This window comes from Flavobacterium cheniae (assembly GCF_004363695.1).
Taxonomy (GTDB): Bacteria; Bacteroidota; Bacteroidia; order Flavobacteriales; family Flavobacteriaceae; genus Flavobacterium; species Flavobacterium cheniae.
Window position 1 is genome coordinate 326,610 of record NZ_SNZC01000003.1, and the last position, 16,291, is coordinate 342,900.

Here is a 16,291-nt window from a genome sequence, read left to right on the forward strand (position 1 = left end):
TGGTTTTTTTATGATTTGTAACCAAAACAAACTCAAAACCACTTTTAAAGTTTCTGATTTAATTAAAAAATCGTTTTTTAGTTATGTATTGTAACTAAAATTGATTTTAAGGTTTATTATTTAAACTTATATATTCAATTTTGCTTCATCAAATTAAGTGAATCATTTATATCACTTAAATAATTAAACATTTCAACGATTAAACTTAAAGATTATGTGTGGAATATTAGCCATTATAGGAAAAGGAAAAGAAGCAACATTAGTACAGCAATTGTCTAAAAGAATGAGCCATCGTGGTCCAGATGAAAGTGATATTTATGTAACCGAGAAAGGTCACATTTTGGCGCACGAGCGCTTGTCAATTGTCGATTTGCATACTGGAAAACAACCCATTCAAGGAACCGGTTCCGCTTGGATGGTACATAATGGCGAAATATACAATCACAAAAAGTTAAGAGAAACAACTTTAAAACACCACACATTTAGAACTACATCTGATTCAGAGGTTATCGTGCATTTGTATGAAGAGTTTGGTTACGATTTCTGTGATATGTTAGACGGAATTTTCGCTCTAATCGTTATCGATGGTGATGATTATATCGTAGCTCGCGACCCGCTTGGAGTAAAACCTTTGTATTACGGTATGGATGAAAGAGGCCGCTTGTATTTTGCTTCCGAAATGAAAGCGATTACCGACCAATGTAAGTCATTCTCAACATTTCCTCCAGGACACTATTACACCGAAAAAACAGGTTTTGTGAAATATTACAAACCAGAATGGGAATGGCATGAACCGGCAGTTGAAAAATTAGATTTACAAGCATTACAATCGAGTTTAACTCAAGCAGTTGAAAAACGATTAATGTGCGATGTGCCATTTGGAGTATTGCTTTCTGGAGGATTAGATTCTTCTTTAATTGCTTCAATTACTTCAAGATTGTTAGAAGGAACTGGACAAGAATTACATTCGTTTTCTATCGGATTAGATGCTTCTGCTCCAGATTTAGTTGCAGCAAAAAAAGTAGCGGATTTCATTGGAACTACACACCATGAAATTCATTTCACAGTCGAACAAGGAATCGAAATTTTAGATAAATTGATTTGGCATTTGGAAACGTATGATGTAACGTCAATTCGTGCGAGTACGCCAATGTATTTCTTGTCGAAAGCGATTACCGAAAAAGGAATCAAAATGGTGTTATCAGGAGAAGGAGCAGACGAAATTTTCGGTGGTTATTTGTATTTCCGAAATGCACCATCGGTATTAGATTTCCAAAAAGAAACTATCGAACGTGTTCAAAAGTTATTTACAGCCGATTTGCTTCGTGCCGATAAATCAACCATGGCGCACGGATTAGAAGCGAGAGTACCGTTTTTAGATAAAGCATTTTTGGATTTGGCGATTAAAATTCAACCCGAAGAAAAAATGCCAAAAACCTATGACGGAATTGAAAAATATATTTTAAGAAAAGCATTTGATACACCTGAAAAGCCCTTTTTGCCCGAAGAGATTTTATGGCGTCAGAAAGAACAATTTTCTGATGGAGTAGGTTACAACTGGATTGATACTTTAATCGAGTATTGTTCAAGTCAAGTAACGGATGAAGAATTTGAAAAAGCAAAACTGTTCTTTCCTTATAATACGCCAGTTACGAAAGAAGCGTTTTATTATAGAAGAATTTTTCATAAGCATTTTCCGCAAGATAGTGCGGCACAAACAGTTCGCAAATGGATTCCAAAATGGCAAGAAAACCAAGATCCAAGTGGTAGAGCAAATGCAGCTCACGTGAAAGCGGATGTGTCTATTGCAGTAGAAAAAGAAGTGGTTTAGTATTTTTTATTAGGTTTGTTGTTTTGAAAGGCCTCTTTAATTTCGCTTTAAAGAGGTTTTTTTTATTTCTTCTGTTTTGAGGAAATTAAAAAATTATCAAAAATTTAAAATAAGGCTATTTTTATTCGATTTAAGGCACTTTTGTCAAAAATTAACAATTGTTGATAACTTAGTGTTGAGTTGCTATGGTTTTTATTTCTTCTTTTTGTCTATTTACTTATATTTGTTGATATAAAAATACTTTATTTAGCACAAATATTATGAGTGAAGAAAATAAAAAAGGTAGTTATTCGGCTGACAGTATTCAGGCATTAGAAGGAATGGAGCACGTAAGAATGCGTCCTTCCATGTATATTGGAGATACTGGAGTTCGTGGATTACACCATTTAGTTTATGAAGTTGTAGATAACTCAATTGATGAGGCATTAGCAGGACATTGTGATACTATTTATGTTGCAATTAATGAAGATAATTCGATTACAGTTGAAGATAACGGTCGTGGTATTCCAGTTGATTTACATAAAAAAGAAGGTGTTTCTGCACTTGAGGTTGTAATGACTAAAATTGGTGCTGGAGGTAAATTCGATAAAGATTCATATAAAGTTTCTGGAGGTTTGCATGGTGTTGGAGTTTCGTGTGTTAACGCACTTTCTGATCATTTACGTGCAACAGTTTACCGTGAAGGTAAAATCTATGAGCAAGAATACGAAAGAGGTAAAGCAATGTATCCAGTTAAACAAATTGGAACTACTGATAAAAGAGGTACAATGGTTACTTTTAAACCAGATGCTACTATTTTTACCCAAACTTTAGAATATTCTTACGATACTTTAGCAGCTCGTTTGCGTGAACTTTCTTTCTTGAACAAAGGAATTACCATCACGTTAACAGATAAAAGACATTTAGCGGATGATGGTTCTCAACCAGTAGAAACATTCCATTCAAAAGAAGGTTTAAAAGAATTCGTTAAGTTTTTAGATGGAAATCGTGAACCAATTATTTCTCATGTAATTAGCATGGAACATGAAAAAAGCGAAATTCCAGTTGAGGTTGCTTTAATTTACAATACAAGTTACACTGAGAATATTTTCTCTTATGTAAATAATATCAATACACACGAAGGAGGAACACATTTGCAAGGTTTCCGTATGGGATTAACGCGTACGTTGAAAAAATATGCGGATGCTTCTGGATTGTTAGATAAATTAAAATTTGAAATTTCTGGAGATGACTTTCGTGAAGGTTTAACAGCTATTATTTCGGTAAAAGTACAAGAACCACAATTTGAAGGTCAAACCAAAACCAAATTAGGGAATAGAGAAGTAGTTTCTCCAGTTTCTCAAGCGGTTTCAGAAATGTTAGAAAATTATTTGGAAGAAAATCCAAATGATGCAAAAATCATTGTTCAAAAAGTAATTTTGGCTGCTCAAGCCCGTCACGCTGCTAAAAAAGCACGTGAAATGGTACAACGTAAAACCGTTATGGGTGGCGGTGGATTACCTGGTAAATTATCTGATTGTTCAGAACAAGATCCAGCAAAATGCGAGATTTTCCTTGTCGAGGGAGATTCGGCGGGTGGAACAGCTAAACAAGGTCGTGACCGATTTTTCCAAGCGATTTTACCTTTACGTGGTAAGATTTTGAATGTAGAAAAAGCAATGCAACATAAAGTATTTGAAAACGAAGAAATTCGAAATATTTTTACCGCATTGGGAGTTACAATCGGAACAGCTGAAGATTCAAAAGCATTAAATTTAGAAAAATTACGTTACCACAAAGTAGTGATTATGTGTGATGCCGATGTCGATGGTTCTCACATTTCTACCTTAATTTTAACGTTCTTTTTCCGTTATATGAAAGAACTTATTGAAAAAGGACACGTATATATTGCGGCTCCACCTTTATATTTAGTTAAAAAAGGAAACAAAAAAGAGTATGCTTGGAATGACGTTCAACGTGATGTAGCTAACGAAAGAATGGGTGGAAGTGCTGCTATTCAACGTTATAAAGGTCTTGGGGAAATGAATGCTGAGCAATTATGGGAAACCACTTTAAATCCAGAAAACAGAACATTCAGACAAGTAACTATTGATAGTTTAGCAGAAGCTGATAGAGTTTTCTCTATGTTAATGGGTGATGAGGTGCCACCTCGTAGAGAATTTATCGAGAAAAATGCTTCTTACGCAAAAATTGATGCGTAATATTTCATTAGTATAAACAGATAAATCATATGTCTTTTTATCAAGAACAAATATTTTATCAAGAACAAATATTTGCTTTTGGTAAATTTGTCAACGGAAATATTGGAGTTCAATATCAATTTTAATTTTTATAAATATTTAATATACACAACAAAATGAAAGTAACAATAGTAGGTGCGGGTAACGTGGGTGCAACATGTGCAGATGTTATTTCGTACAGAGGAATCGCAAGCGAAGTAGTATTAGTTGACATTAAAGAAGGTTTTGCAGAAGGTAAAGCTATGGATATTATGCAATGTGCTACAACAACTGTATTCAACACACAATTGAGCGGAACAACAGGAGATTATTCTAAAACAGCAGGAAGTGATGTAGTAGTTATTACATCTGGAATTCCTAGAAAACCAGGAATGACTCGTGAAGAATTAATCGGAATCAACGCTGGAATCGTTAAATCAGTTGCTGATAATGTATTAACTCATTCGCCAAATGCAATTATTGTAGTAGTGTCAAATCCAATGGATACAATGACGTATTTAACATTAAAAGCAACAGGATTACCTAAACACAGAGTAATTGGAATGGGTGGCGCTTTAGATAGCTCACGTTTCAAATATTTCTTGTCAAAAGCATTAGATAAACCAGCTAATGATATTCAAGGTATGGTTATTGGAGGTCACGGTGATACTACTATGATTCCGTTAACTCGTTTAGCTTCTTACAATGGTGTTCCAGTTTCTAATTTCTTATCTCAAGCTGAGTTAGATAAAGTAGCTGCTGATACTATGGTTGGTGGTGCTACTTTAACAGGTTTATTAGGAACTTCTGCTTGGTATGCGCCAGGAGCTTCTGTAGCGTATTTAGTAGATAGTATTTTAAACGATCAAAAACGTATGATTCCATGTTCAGTATTCTTAGAAGGTGAGTACGGACAAGAAGATATTTGTATGGGAGTTCCATGTATTATTGGTAAAAATGGTATCGAAAAAATCGTTGATGTGCAATTAAATGATGCAGAAAAAGCATTATTTGCTAAAAGTGCAGACGCAGTTCGTAATATGAATGCCGATTTAAAATCAGTATTGTAATTTTACATCAAAATAGAATTGAAAAACTGTCAAGAAATTGGCAGTTTTTTTTTGTTATTGCTATTTTTAAAAAAAGGTTTGAAAAAGGATTTTTGCTTTAAATTAATAAGTTTTCAACAATAAATAAAGGAATGTGAAATACTTTTTTAAGTTGCAAGTCTTTCATTATTAGGTTGTAATAGCGTTTTGTGATTAAACTTGGATAAAAAGGGTATTTTAATCCAAAATAAAATTGCTTAATCCTATTGTAAATTATATATTTGTCCGTTTTTATAAAATAGAATAAATAAAATTTAGAATAATGCAGAATAGAGGACTTATTAAATTTTTCGCAATTATCTTTGCTTTGGTATGTGTATACCAACTTTCTTTTACTTTCGTAGCGAATAGTATTGTTTCTGATGCAAAAGCTTTTGCAAAAGGAGATACGGCTAAAGAATTACGCTATTTAGATTCTATAGGGAAAGAAGAAGTATACTTAGGACATACTTACAAAGAAGTTACTAATAACCAAATCAACAAAGGTCTTGACTTAGAAGGAGGATTGAACGTAATCCTTCAGATTTCGGTTAAAGACGTTTTAAAAGGATTGGCTAACGATTCTAAAAATCCAGCTTTCAACAAAGCACTTGCTGATGCAAAAACAAATCAAAAAGGAAATCAGGATTTTATTGATGCTTTCTTTGAAGCTGCAAACGCTGGTAATGTAAGATTATCAGCTGCTGATGTTTTTGGAAACAGAAACTTAGATGAAGTTATCAAATTTGATATGACCAACAAACAAGTTGAGCCTATCATCAAACAAAAAGTTCAAGAATCAGTAGAAAGTGCTTTCAAAGTATTGAGAGAGCGTATCGATAAATTTGGTGTAACTCAGCCTAACATTCAATTATTAGGAAATTCTGGTAGAATCTTGGTAGAATTACCAGGAGCTAAAGATGTAGACCGTATTAAAAAATTATTACAAAGTACTGCTCAATTAGAGTTTTGGGAAACATATAAAATTGAAGAAGTTGGACAATATTTAATGGCTGTTGAAGAGGCATTAAAGAAAACAGAAGTAGCTGTTAAAGCGGCTCCAACTAAAACTACAGGTATCGATTCGTTATTAACTGACAAAGCAGATACAACTGCTGCAGCTGGTACAAGTCCATTCTTAGGTAAAATGTTAGCTCCAGGTCAACAAGGTGCTCCACACGTTGGAACATTTGCAACTAAAGATACTGCAGCAATCAACGGTTATTTAAAAAGAGCCGATATCAAAGCTTTATTACCAGCTAATTTGACAAATATTAGATTTGCTTGGGGTAAAACAAACGAGAAAAATCCAGATATTACAGATTTATATGCATTAAAAGGAACAAGAGATAATGTTGCTCCTTTAAGTGGTGGTGTAATTGTTGATGCAAAAGATACTTTTGATCAGATGGGTAAACCAGCCGTTTCAATGCAAATGAATGGTAATGGATCAAGAAAATGGGAACAAATTACTGGAGCAGTTTCGCAACAAGGAAATGCTATTGCAATTGTTTTAGATAATATTGTTTACTCTGCACCAGGTGTAAGTAAAGGAGCTATTACTGGAGGTCAATCAGAAATTTCAGGTAACTTCACAATTGATGAAACTAAAGATTTAGCAAACATCTTAAGAGCAGGTAAATTACCAGCTGCAGCAGAAATTGTTCAATCAGAAGTTGTTGGTCCATCATTAGGTCAAGAAGCTATTGATAATGGTATGTTATCATTCGTTATTGGTTTTGGTTTAGTATTATTATGGATGGTAGTTTACTACGGTAAAACTGGATTCTATGCTAACTTAGCTTTGTTGGTAAACATCTTGTTCATTTTTGGAACTTTAGCAAGTTTTGGTGCTGTATTAACATTGCCAGGTATCGCAGGTATCGTATTAACAATCGGTATGGCAGTAGATGCTAACGTAATCATATTTGAAAGAGCAAAAGAGGAATTAGATAATGGTAAATCAGTTCAAGAAGCTACTGATTATGCATTTACTTGGAAAGGGGCAATGTCATCTATTATTGATGCCAATGTTACTACAGCGATTACAGCTATTATCTTATTAGTTTTTGGAACAGGACCAATTCAAGGTTTTGCTACTACATTATTAATTGGTATTTTCACTTCTGTAATTACTGCAGTTTTTGTAACAAGAATGTTCTTAGATTGGAGTTTAAGCAGAAACGAAAAATTAGCATATTCAACTTCGTTAACTAAAACATGGTTTAAAAATTTAAATATCGATTTCTTAGGGAAAAAGAAAATTGCTTATGTAGTTTCAGGTATTCTAATTGCATTAAGTATTTTCTCTTTAGCTACTAAAGGATTAAACCAAGGTGTAGATTTCGTAGGAGGTAGAACATACCAAGTACGTTTTGATAAAGCAGTTTCTGCACCAGATGTTGCAGCTGATTTAGTAGCTGTTTTTGGAAGTGCTGAAGCTAAAATTTATGGTGGTAATAATCAGTTAAAAATTACTACTAAATATAAAATTGAAGAAGAAGGAGAAGGAGTTGATAAAGAAGTAAACCAAAAATTATATGAAGGTTTAAAGAAACATTTACCTGCGGATTTAACTTACGATAAGTTTGCTAACTTATACGAAGGAAAACAAATTGGAATTTTATCATCTGCTAAAGTAACAGGAACAATTTCTAAAGACATTAAAACAAACTCTTTATGGGCAGTTTTAGGTTCGTTATTTGTGGTGTTTGTTTACTTAATGATTAGCTTCCGTAAATGGCAATTTGGTTTGGCTGCGGTTGTAGCAGTTGCGCATGACGTAATTATTGTATTAGGTATTTTCTCATTCTTCTATACTATTTTACCATTTAACATGGAGATTGATCAAGCGTTTATCGCAGCAATCTTAACGGTAATTGGATATTCCTTGAATGATACCGTAATTGTATTTGATAGAGTACGTGAATACTTAGATTACAATTCGTCACCAGATTTCAAAGGATTAGTAAATAAAGCGTTAAATACTACATTAAGTAGAACTATCAATACTTCTGCTACTACGTTAGTGGTATTAGTGGCTATCTTCATCTTTGGAGGTGAAACAATTAGAGGTTTCGTATTTGCCATCTTAGTGGGTATCTTAGTTGGAACTTACTCTTCGTTGTTCATTGCAACTCCAGTGATGCAAGATACAATTGGTGATAAAGAAGGTCGTAAAATGGCTGAATTCAAAAAAGAAGACTAAATAATTAGTTTATATTATATTGAAAAGTCCTGATTTATATCAGGACTTTTTTTATATTTATAATTCTAAAAATGGTAAATTATGAAAGCTAAATTTATTTTATTTGCTCTTGTGTTCGTATTAACGTCTTGCAATAAGAATGAAGTTTATGACGAATTTAATCGTGATTTTACAGATAATCGATGGGAAAGTAAAGATGTGAAGTCATTTGAGTTTGAAAATATGCAATCTGAGGGAGTTTGTGAGTTAAAGCTACACTTTGGGCACATTAGTGGATTTCAGTTTAAGGAAGTGCCTTTAGAAGTGGAAATTACGTCTCCTGATGGTAAAGTTGAAACACTCTCAGTTGTTATGAAACTTATTGATGAGTCAGGAAATGATATCGGAGATTGTTCAGGAGATATTTGCGATGTATTTCAAACCATTAAAACCTTTGATACACTTGAAAAAGGAAAATACAAAATTAGTATTAAAAGTAAATTTGATGGGCCTTATCTGCCAAATGCTTTAGGAGTTGGAATACTTATTGAAAGAAAAAAATAAAAAAAGTCGGTTAGAATTTCTAACCGACTTTTTTGTATGAGTGTTATGTAATTATGCTTCTTTAACCACTTTAGCTTTTATAACAAAGTAAAAACCAATTAGGATAAACGGAATACTTAACCATTGTCCTGTTGATAGTGCATTGAAAATTGGATATTGTTCAAAACCACCTTGACTTTCTTTTACAAATTCTACCACAAAACGAATCGACCACAATAATATTAAGAACAATCCAAATAAGTAACCAGCTTTGTTTCTAGCTTCTGTTTTCCAATATAAAAACATCAAAATTGCAAACACAAAAACATAACAAATAGCTTCATATAATTGTGCTGGATGTTTTGGTGTTACAGCAGCTAATAATTCCGCAAATTGTGGATTAGTTTCAATGGCTTTGTAAGCTTCGTTAACGTCTCCAATTTGGGTTTGTTCCATTGCTTCTCTACCATTGTATTTGTCTCTTAAAAATTTAATTCCAAATGAAGAAGTGGTTTCAGTTCCTACGATTTCAGAGTTAAAGAAATTCCCTAAACGAATAAAAATCGCCCCTAAAGAAACAGGTATTACAATTCGGTCTAAAATCCATAAAAACGAACGTTTGATGACTCTTCTTTGAATGTAAAACATAGTAATAATGATTCCTATTGCAGCTCCGTGACTCGCTAAACCAGCAAAACCAGTGAAATGTAGCGTAGGTTTTGTACTAATTGGTAATAAAATACTCAATGGATCTTCGTGAAACAATTCAGATTGATAAAACAAAACGTGTCCTAATCTTGCACCAAGCATTGTAGCAACTAAAGTATATACAAATAATTTGTCTAAAGATTCCACCGTTTCGTTTTCTCTCATGAAAATAGGTTTCATAACGTACCAACCTAATCCAAAGGCTAATACCCAAGAAAGACTATAAAAACGTAACATGAAAAATCCTAAATCAATCCCTTCTGCAGGATTCCAAACCATATTGAGTGCGTGAATCATAATTTTTGTATCTGATTAAAGCGTAAAAATAATTATTATTATTGGGAAACATGTTAAAATTCCGATAAGAAATGAATTGATGAAAATATCATTGCCTATCAAGGAACCGGATCATAACCACTTCTTCCCCAAGGATGACAACTAAAAATGCGTTTCAAAGCCAGCCAACCTCCTTTAAAAACTCCGTGTTTTTGCAATGCTTGAATGGTATAGGTGGAACAAGTAGGTTCAAATCGGCAAGTTGCGGGTGTAAATGGAGAAATCCCAATCTGATAAAATCGTACCAATAAAACAAATGGATAAACGAACCATTGTTTTAGTGTTTTTGGATATTTCGATTGGTGTTGGCTACACATGATTATAAATTAAAAAAAAGAACCTCAATTGAGATTCTTTGTATTGTTAAAAGGTAAAACTAGTTCCTTCTTTTCCGTCTTTTAATTGAATGCCTAATGCTAATAACTGGTCACGAATTTGGTCCGATAAAGAAAAGTTTTTATTCGCTCTCGCTTCATTTCGCATCCCAATTAGCATTTCAACTACACCGCTTAATTTTTCGGTAGTATTTGAATTTCCTGAAGCTTCATTACTAATTCCTAATACATCAAACAAGAAACATGAAATCGTAGTTTCTAAAAGTTTAATGTCTTCCGCTGTTAAAGATTCTTTTCCGTCGTTTACCAAATTGATGTAACGCGCTCCTTCAAATAATTGTGCGATTAAAATTGGTGTATTAAAATCGTCGTTCATTGCATCATAACAACTTTGTTTCCAAGCCGTAATATCTAATGTAGAAGTAGAACTTGCTTTCAACATCGGAATTAATTTGTATGATTCCATTAAACGTGAATATCCTTTTTCACTTGCTAACATGGCATCATTTGAAATATCTAAAACACTTCTATAATGTGCTTGCAAGAAACAAAAACGTACAATATTAGGTTGGAATGGTTTCTCGAAAAACGTATTTTCACCTGTGACTAATTCCATCGGAAGAATATAATTTCCAGTCGATTTACTCATGCGTAAACCGTTCATGGTTAGCATATTGGTATGCATCCAAAAATTCACTGGCGAATGGCCGTTACAAGCTTTTCCTTGCGCTACTTCACATTCATGATGTGGGAATTTTAAATCCATTCCGCCACCGTGAATATCAAAAGTTTCGCCTAAGTATTTAGTGCTCATTGCTGTACACTCCAAATGCCAACCCGGAAAGCCTTCACCCCAAGGCGAATTCCAACGCATAATGTGAGCCGGAGAAGCATTTTTCCAAAGTGCAAAATCTTGTGGGTTTTTCTTTTCGCTTTGTCCGTCTAAGTCACGTGTATTAGCAAAAAGTTCTTCGATGTTACGGTTACTCAATTCACCATAATTCATTCCTTTTTGGTTGTAAGCAAACACATCAAAATAAACCGAACCATTGCTTTCGTATGCAAATCCAGTATCAATCAATTTTTGAGTTAATTCAATTTGCTCTAAAATATGTCCCGTTGCAGTAGGTTCAATCGTTGGCGGAAGAAAATTAAACGCATCCAAAACCTTGTGAAAATCTACCGTATATTTCTGTACGATTTCCATAGGTTCTAATTTTTCTAGGCGCGATTGTTTTACAAAACGATCGTTATCCACATCGCCATCATCGGTTAAATGTCCCGCATCGGTAATATTTCTAACGTATCTAACTTTATAATCTAGGTGTAATAAATATCTAAAAATCACATCAAAACTCATAAACGTACGAACGTTTCCTAAGTGCACATTGCTGTAAACTGTAGGACCGCAAACATACATTCCAATATTTCCTTCATGAATAGGAGTAAAGGTTTCTTTTTCGCCTGAAAGCGTGTTGTATATTTGTAACGTTTGATTTTTATGTAATTCCATTTTTATGATTGCTCAATATTTGTGATAGTATATCTTTAAATTCTGTTGTCAGAATTCTAAATTAAAACTGTGTGTCTAATTTGATGTAGTCTAAAAATTCTCTACGAACTTTATCTTCTTTGAATTTTCCGCCAAATTCAGCCGTAACGGTACTACTTTCAATATCGCGAATTCCTCTAGAGTTTACGCACAAATGTTTAGCATCAATTACACAAGCTACATCATCAGTTCCTAGAACTTTTTGTAATTCTTGAACCACTTGAATAGTTAAACGTTCTTGAACTTGAGGTCGTTTCGCATAATAATCTACAATTCGATTCATTTTTGATAAACCTACAACTGTTCCATTAGAGATGTAAGCCACATGAGCGCGACCAACAATAGGTAGTAAGTGATGTTCACAAGTTGAATAAACTACAATGTTTTTTTCAACTAACATTTCACCATATTTATATTTATTGTCAAAGGTAGAAGACCCCGGTTTTTTATTAGGATTTAATCCACCGAAAATTTCTTTTACAAACATTTTTGCAACACGATTTGGCGTTCCTTTTAAACTGTCGTCAGTTAAATCTAAACCTAATGTGTTTAAAATATGCTCAACATCTTTTTTGATTAATTCAATTTTTTCTTCGTCAGAAATAACAAAAGCATCATCTCGCATAGGAGTTTGAGCACTCGTTGCAATATGATCGTTTCCTATCTCGTCCTGAAAGTCCTCGTTTTGTGTCATTTTACTAATTATTTTTATAGCAATTTTAAAGTGACGCAAAGATAAATAATAAACTTTAGATTTTATTTTTAAATGTTAATTATTAAAAAAAAAGTACCTAGCTTTAAATTTTTGTTAAATTTGTGGTTCTATAAACTAACTATCAAACTATAAAAAAATGAAAAAAGTATTACTTTTTAGTATCTTTTTGTTTTTTCAATATGGTTTCTCTCAAACCACATTAGATAAAAACGATGCTATTTTTAAAGGGGTTAAAATCGAAAATCTTCAAGACCCTAAATTTGATTTCATCAATAATGCAAAAATTTCTTGGGATTTTTCAACTCTTGATTTAAGTAACAAGAATATTTCTATTGAAGTTATTACTATTTATGATTGCTTTAATGGCGAAAATGCTTCAGACTTTAAAGAAACGATTCAAGTTTTAAATAAAGATAACTTTGTTAAAAAAGGAAATCGTGATTTAATTCATGTTGAAGTAGGAGCAAAGTGTTTCAAATGGAGATTAGTTTTGGTTGAAAATAATCAAACTAAAGTTTCTGATTGGTCTTATTTCTCATTTCTAAAATAATCAGATTATGAAATTACTTTACAAAATAATATTTTTATTAAGCTTTAGTTTTTCGTTTGGTCAATCTTCTACCTGTGCTAATGCTGCAGCAATGTGTTCGGGTAACCAAGGTCCATTCAATAATACTACAGGTGTAGCTAGTTTTGGTAGCTTAGGCTGTCTTGGTAGTACACCAAATCCAGCATGGTTTTATATGCAAGTAGGGACATCTGGAAATATTGATTTTCAGTTATCACAAATTAGAACTAGTAATGGTGCTGGAATTGATGTGGATTTTATTTTATGGGGTCCATTTAATTCATTATCAGGTATTTGTAATAATTTAGCATTGTATTCACCAGGTTATACTGGTGCCAATAATGTTGTGGATTGTAGTTATTTACCAGATCCTGTTGAAAATGTTAACATTCCTAATGCAGTTGCTGGTCAATACTACATGTTATTAGTTACCAATTTTTCTGGTCAAGCGGGAACTTATACTTTAAATCAAACTGGCGGAACAGGTGCTTTAAGTTGTGATGTTGTTTGTGGTGTACGTTTAGGTCCAGACAGAATTTTATGTGGAGCGGCTACAAATGTTACTTTAACAGCAACTTTCTTGCAAGCGCCATCATTACCTGGTTCACCAATATATTCTTGGTTTTTAAATGGAGTTTTGCAATATACAACACCAACAAACACAACTACTGTAAATCAAAACGGAACTTGGACTGTGAGTGTAACAAGACCTGGTTGTTCTGATATAGCTACAGATGATATTATAGTAAATATTATTGGAGCAGTACCTTTTAATAATACAGGACCTATTGTTGCTCCACCTGGAGCCTGTAATCCAGTTATTGATTTGACTTCTTATCAAGCAGGTTGGGTTGCACCATTTGATCCTGCAAGTTTTGTATTTGTTTATTATGATGAAAATGCTAATGTCATTACTAATCCATCTGCATATACCGTAGGTTCATCAACATCTATATTTGTTGAAATTAATGCGGGTCCATGTAATGTTACTGAAGAGATTAATGTAATTGTAAATTGTGTTCCTCCAACTTGTTCTATCGATCTTACTTCAGGGGTAGGAACAGCTAATCAAGTTTTGTGTCAAGGATTACCAATAGAAAATATTGTGTACACAACTACTGGTTCGGCAACAGGTGCAACTGTAACTGGATTGCCAACTGGTCTAACTTCAGTGTACAATGCTAATACCTTTACAATAAGTGGAACGCCAACTCAAACGGGTACTTTTAATTATACGGTAACTACTGTTGGATGTTCGGTTAATGCAAGTCGAAATGGAACAATAACTATTGTTGCAGTTCCAGTAACTCCAACTATTGTTTCAAATGTACCAACTTGTTCTACTGATGGTACAAGTACAGTTTCAAATTATGACATTGGTGTTACTTATATTTTTACTCCAGCGGGTCCATCTGTGGGTGCTGGCGGTGTAATTTCAGGAATGCTTACAGGAACAAGTTATACACTTTTAGCTAATAATGGTACTTGTTCTTCTACATCTTCATCAGCTTTTGTTAATAATCTTATGTTAGTTACTCCAGATGTACCAGTTGTTTCAATTACACCTGAAACATGTTCATCTAGTGGTGTTGCGACAATATCTAACTATGATGCAAGCATGTCATATACATTTTCACCAACTGGACCAACGGTTGGAGCAGGTGGTTTGATCTCAGGAATGACGGTTGGCACAAATTATACAGTTACAGCTTCAAATGCTAGTTGTACCTCTGCAAGTTCAGCATCATTTAGTATTAATGCAATTTTAGTTACGCCAGTCGTTCCTACAATTGCTACTGTTGGGCCTACTTGTTTGGTAGATGGTTCTAGTTCTATTTCAAATTATAATGGAAGTCTAACCTATACTTTTTCTCCAGCTGGTCCAGCTGTTGGAGTAGGTGGGGCAATTACAGGAATGAATACAGGAACAAATTATACTGTTGTTGCTAGTAATGCAACTTGTACATCTGCTTCTTCATTACCTTTTAATAATGCAGCTCAATTATCAATTCCCATTACTCCAATAATTTCAGTTTCAGCTCCGACTTGTTCGTCAAATGGTGTTGCTACTATAACAAATTATGTTGTGGGATTAACTTACTTATTTACGCCTTCTGGACCATCAGTTAATACTTCGGGTGTTATATCTGGAATGACTGTTGGTACTAGTTATGTGGTTGCCGCTAGTAACGGAAGTTGTGCTTCACCAAATTCAGCTTCATTTAGTATAAATGCTATGTTAGTTGCACCTGCTACGCCTACTTTGAATACTGTTGCTCCTACTTGTATAGCAGATGGTTCTAATTCGATTTCAAATTACAACGCGGCTAATACCTATACATTTACACCAGCTGGTCCATCTGTTGGAGCAGGTGGAGTTATTTCTGGAATGACAACAGGTATGAGTTACACTGTTATATCTAATGATGGAACTTGTTCTTCTGCTTCCTCTGCTTCATTTGTAAACGCAGCACAATTAAGTAGTCCTATTGCGCCTACATTATCTGTTGTAAATACAACTATTTGTTCAGGTGAAAGAGCCATTTTCCAAATTAACGGTGCAGCAAACAATGTTATTACTTATTCTATTAATGGAGGAAGTAACCAAACAGTAACATTGAGTGCTGCAGGTGTTGCAACTGTTGAAGTTGTAAGCTCTACTGTTCTTGTTTCAATTGAATTGCTAAATATTAGTAATGGTTGTTCGTTAGCTCTCTCTGATGTAGCAAGTGTTACTGTTCAACCTTGTTCTATTCCAAAAGGTATTTCTCCAAATGGTGATAATCTTAATGATGAATTAGATTTAAGTTTCTACAACATTGAAAAGTTAGAAATTTTTAATAGATATGGAAGTAAAGTATATTCTAAATCAAATTATGAAGACGAATGGCATGGTCAATCGGATAACGGAAATGAACTACCAGATGGTACCTACTATTATGTAATTGATTTTACAGATTTAGAAACCAAAACTGGTTGGATATACATTAATAGAGAACATAAATAATTTAAAAGTTAATATTGTAAGCTTAGCTTATTTTAAAATAAATTAAAAATAATGAAGAAACTATTTTTAGTAACTTTAAGTGTAATTGCCTTTACGGTTGAAATACATGCCCAGCAAGACCCACACTACACGCAATACATGTACAATATGAGTGTAATGAATCCGGCATATGCGGGTAGCAAAGAGAATTTATCATTAGGAT

At 33.5% G+C, this 16,291-nt stretch carries 12 protein-coding genes; 8 read left to right on the forward strand and 4 right to left on the reverse strand.

Going from position 1 to position 16,291, the window contains the following annotated elements:
* The first annotated feature begins 214 nt into the window (after nucleotides 1–214).
* From asnB to C8D80_RS10340, 5 genes are all read left to right on the forward strand, one after another.
* The gene (gene asnB / locus C8D80_RS10320; RefSeq protein ID WP_133610052.1) at nucleotides 215–1,831 is read left to right on the forward strand and encodes an asparagine synthase B; all 1,617 of its coding nucleotides are present in this window, start codon (nucleotides 215–217) and stop codon (nucleotides 1,829–1,831) included.
* Nucleotides 1,832–2,091: 260 nt separating this feature from the next.
* A complete protein-coding gene (gene gyrB, locus C8D80_RS10325) occupies nucleotides 2,092–4,032 on the forward strand; it encodes a DNA topoisomerase (ATP-hydrolyzing) subunit B (protein ID WP_133610054.1) in 1,941 nt (646 codons plus the stop codon).
* 155 nt (nucleotides 4,033–4,187) lie between these two features.
* On the forward strand, nucleotides 4,188–5,120 hold the full coding sequence (mdh, locus tag C8D80_RS10330) for a malate dehydrogenase (RefSeq protein ID WP_133610056.1): 933 nt from the start codon (nucleotides 4,188–4,190) through the stop codon (nucleotides 5,118–5,120).
* A 301-nt stretch (nucleotides 5,121–5,421) separates the two neighbouring features.
* A complete protein-coding gene (gene secDF, locus C8D80_RS10335; RefSeq protein ID WP_133610058.1) occupies nucleotides 5,422–8,346 on the forward strand; it encodes a protein translocase subunit SecDF in 2,925 nt (974 codons plus the stop codon).
* 81 nt (nucleotides 8,347–8,427) lie between these two features.
* Nucleotides 8,428–8,889, forward strand: coding sequence for a gliding motility lipoprotein GldH family protein (locus tag C8D80_RS10340; RefSeq protein ID WP_133610060.1), 462 nt, complete (start codon nucleotides 8,428–8,430; stop codon nucleotides 8,887–8,889).
* Between the two features lie 51 nt (nucleotides 8,890–8,940).
* Here the strand turns inward: C8D80_RS10340 and lgt are convergent, their stop codons facing one another.
* The 4 genes from lgt to folE form a co-directional block, all read right to left on the reverse strand.
* A complete protein-coding gene (gene lgt, locus C8D80_RS10345; protein ID WP_133610062.1) occupies nucleotides 8,941–9,873 on the reverse strand; it encodes a prolipoprotein diacylglyceryl transferase in 933 nt (310 codons plus the stop codon).
* Between the two features lie 98 nt (nucleotides 9,874–9,971).
* Nucleotides 9,972–10,229 (reverse strand): membrane protein insertion efficiency factor YidD, encoded by a 258-nt coding sequence (gene yidD / locus C8D80_RS10350; protein ID WP_133610064.1) that lies wholly within the window; start codon nucleotides 10,227–10,229, stop codon nucleotides 9,972–9,974.
* 46 nt (nucleotides 10,230–10,275) lie between these two features.
* On the reverse strand, nucleotides 10,276–11,760 hold the full coding sequence (cysS, locus tag C8D80_RS10355; RefSeq protein WP_133610066.1) for a cysteine--tRNA ligase: 1,485 nt from the start codon (nucleotides 11,758–11,760) through the stop codon (nucleotides 10,276–10,278).
* Nucleotides 11,761–11,821: 61 nt separating this feature from the next.
* The gene (gene folE / locus C8D80_RS10360; RefSeq protein WP_133610068.1) at nucleotides 11,822–12,493 is read right to left on the reverse strand and encodes a GTP cyclohydrolase I FolE; all 672 of its coding nucleotides are present in this window, start codon (nucleotides 12,491–12,493) and stop codon (nucleotides 11,822–11,824) included.
* A gap of 157 nt (nucleotides 12,494–12,650) precedes the next feature.
* Here folE and C8D80_RS10365 point away from each other — a divergent pair, with 157 nt between their 5' ends.
* From C8D80_RS10365 to C8D80_RS10375, 3 genes are all read left to right on the forward strand, one after another.
* Nucleotides 12,651–13,064 carry a hypothetical protein gene (locus C8D80_RS10365; RefSeq protein WP_133610070.1) on the forward strand — a complete coding sequence of 138 codons (414 nt, stop codon included), beginning with the start codon at nucleotides 12,651–12,653 and terminating at the stop codon, nucleotides 13,062–13,064.
* Between the two features lie 7 nt (nucleotides 13,065–13,071).
* Nucleotides 13,072–16,089: a gliding motility-associated C-terminal domain-containing protein gene (locus C8D80_RS10370; protein WP_133610072.1), complete on the forward strand. Its 3,018-nt coding sequence runs from the start codon at nucleotides 13,072–13,074 to the stop codon at nucleotides 16,087–16,089.
* Nucleotides 16,090–16,140: 51 nt separating this feature from the next.
* Nucleotides 16,141–16,291 (forward strand): type IX secretion system membrane protein PorP/SprF (locus C8D80_RS10375; RefSeq protein WP_133610074.1); only part of this gene is annotated, 151 nt, incomplete at its 3' end.

Bases quoted from the DNA above. Each gene is read 5' to 3' on its own strand.
- asnB (WP_133610052.1), top strand. From the start codon at position 215: ATGTGTGGAATATTAGCCATTATAGGAAAAGGAAAAGAAGCAACATTA.
- gyrB (WP_133610054.1), top strand. From the start codon at position 2,092: ATGAGTGAAGAAAATAAAAAAGGTAGTTATTCGGCTGACAGTATTCAG.
- mdh (WP_133610056.1), top strand. From the start codon at position 4,188: ATGAAAGTAACAATAGTAGGTGCGGGTAACGTGGGTGCAACATGTGCA.
- secDF (WP_133610058.1), top strand. From the start codon at position 5,422: ATGCAGAATAGAGGACTTATTAAATTTTTCGCAATTATCTTTGCTTTG.
- C8D80_RS10340 (WP_133610060.1), top strand. From the start codon at position 8,428: ATGAAAGCTAAATTTATTTTATTTGCTCTTGTGTTCGTATTAACGTCT.
- lgt (WP_133610062.1), bottom strand. From the start codon at position 9,873: ATGATTCACGCACTCAATATGGTTTGGAATCCTGCAGAAGGGATTGAT.
- yidD (WP_133610064.1), bottom strand. From the start codon at position 10,229: ATGTGTAGCCAACACCAATCGAAATATCCAAAAACACTAAAACAATGG.
- cysS (WP_133610066.1), bottom strand. From the start codon at position 11,760: ATGGAATTACATAAAAATCAAACGTTACAAATATACAACACGCTTTCA.
- folE (WP_133610068.1), bottom strand. From the start codon at position 12,493: ATGACACAAAACGAGGACTTTCAGGACGAGATAGGAAACGATCATATT.
- C8D80_RS10365 (WP_133610070.1), top strand. From the start codon at position 12,651: ATGAAAAAAGTATTACTTTTTAGTATCTTTTTGTTTTTTCAATATGGT.
- C8D80_RS10370 (WP_133610072.1), top strand. From the start codon at position 13,072: ATGAAATTACTTTACAAAATAATATTTTTATTAAGCTTTAGTTTTTCG.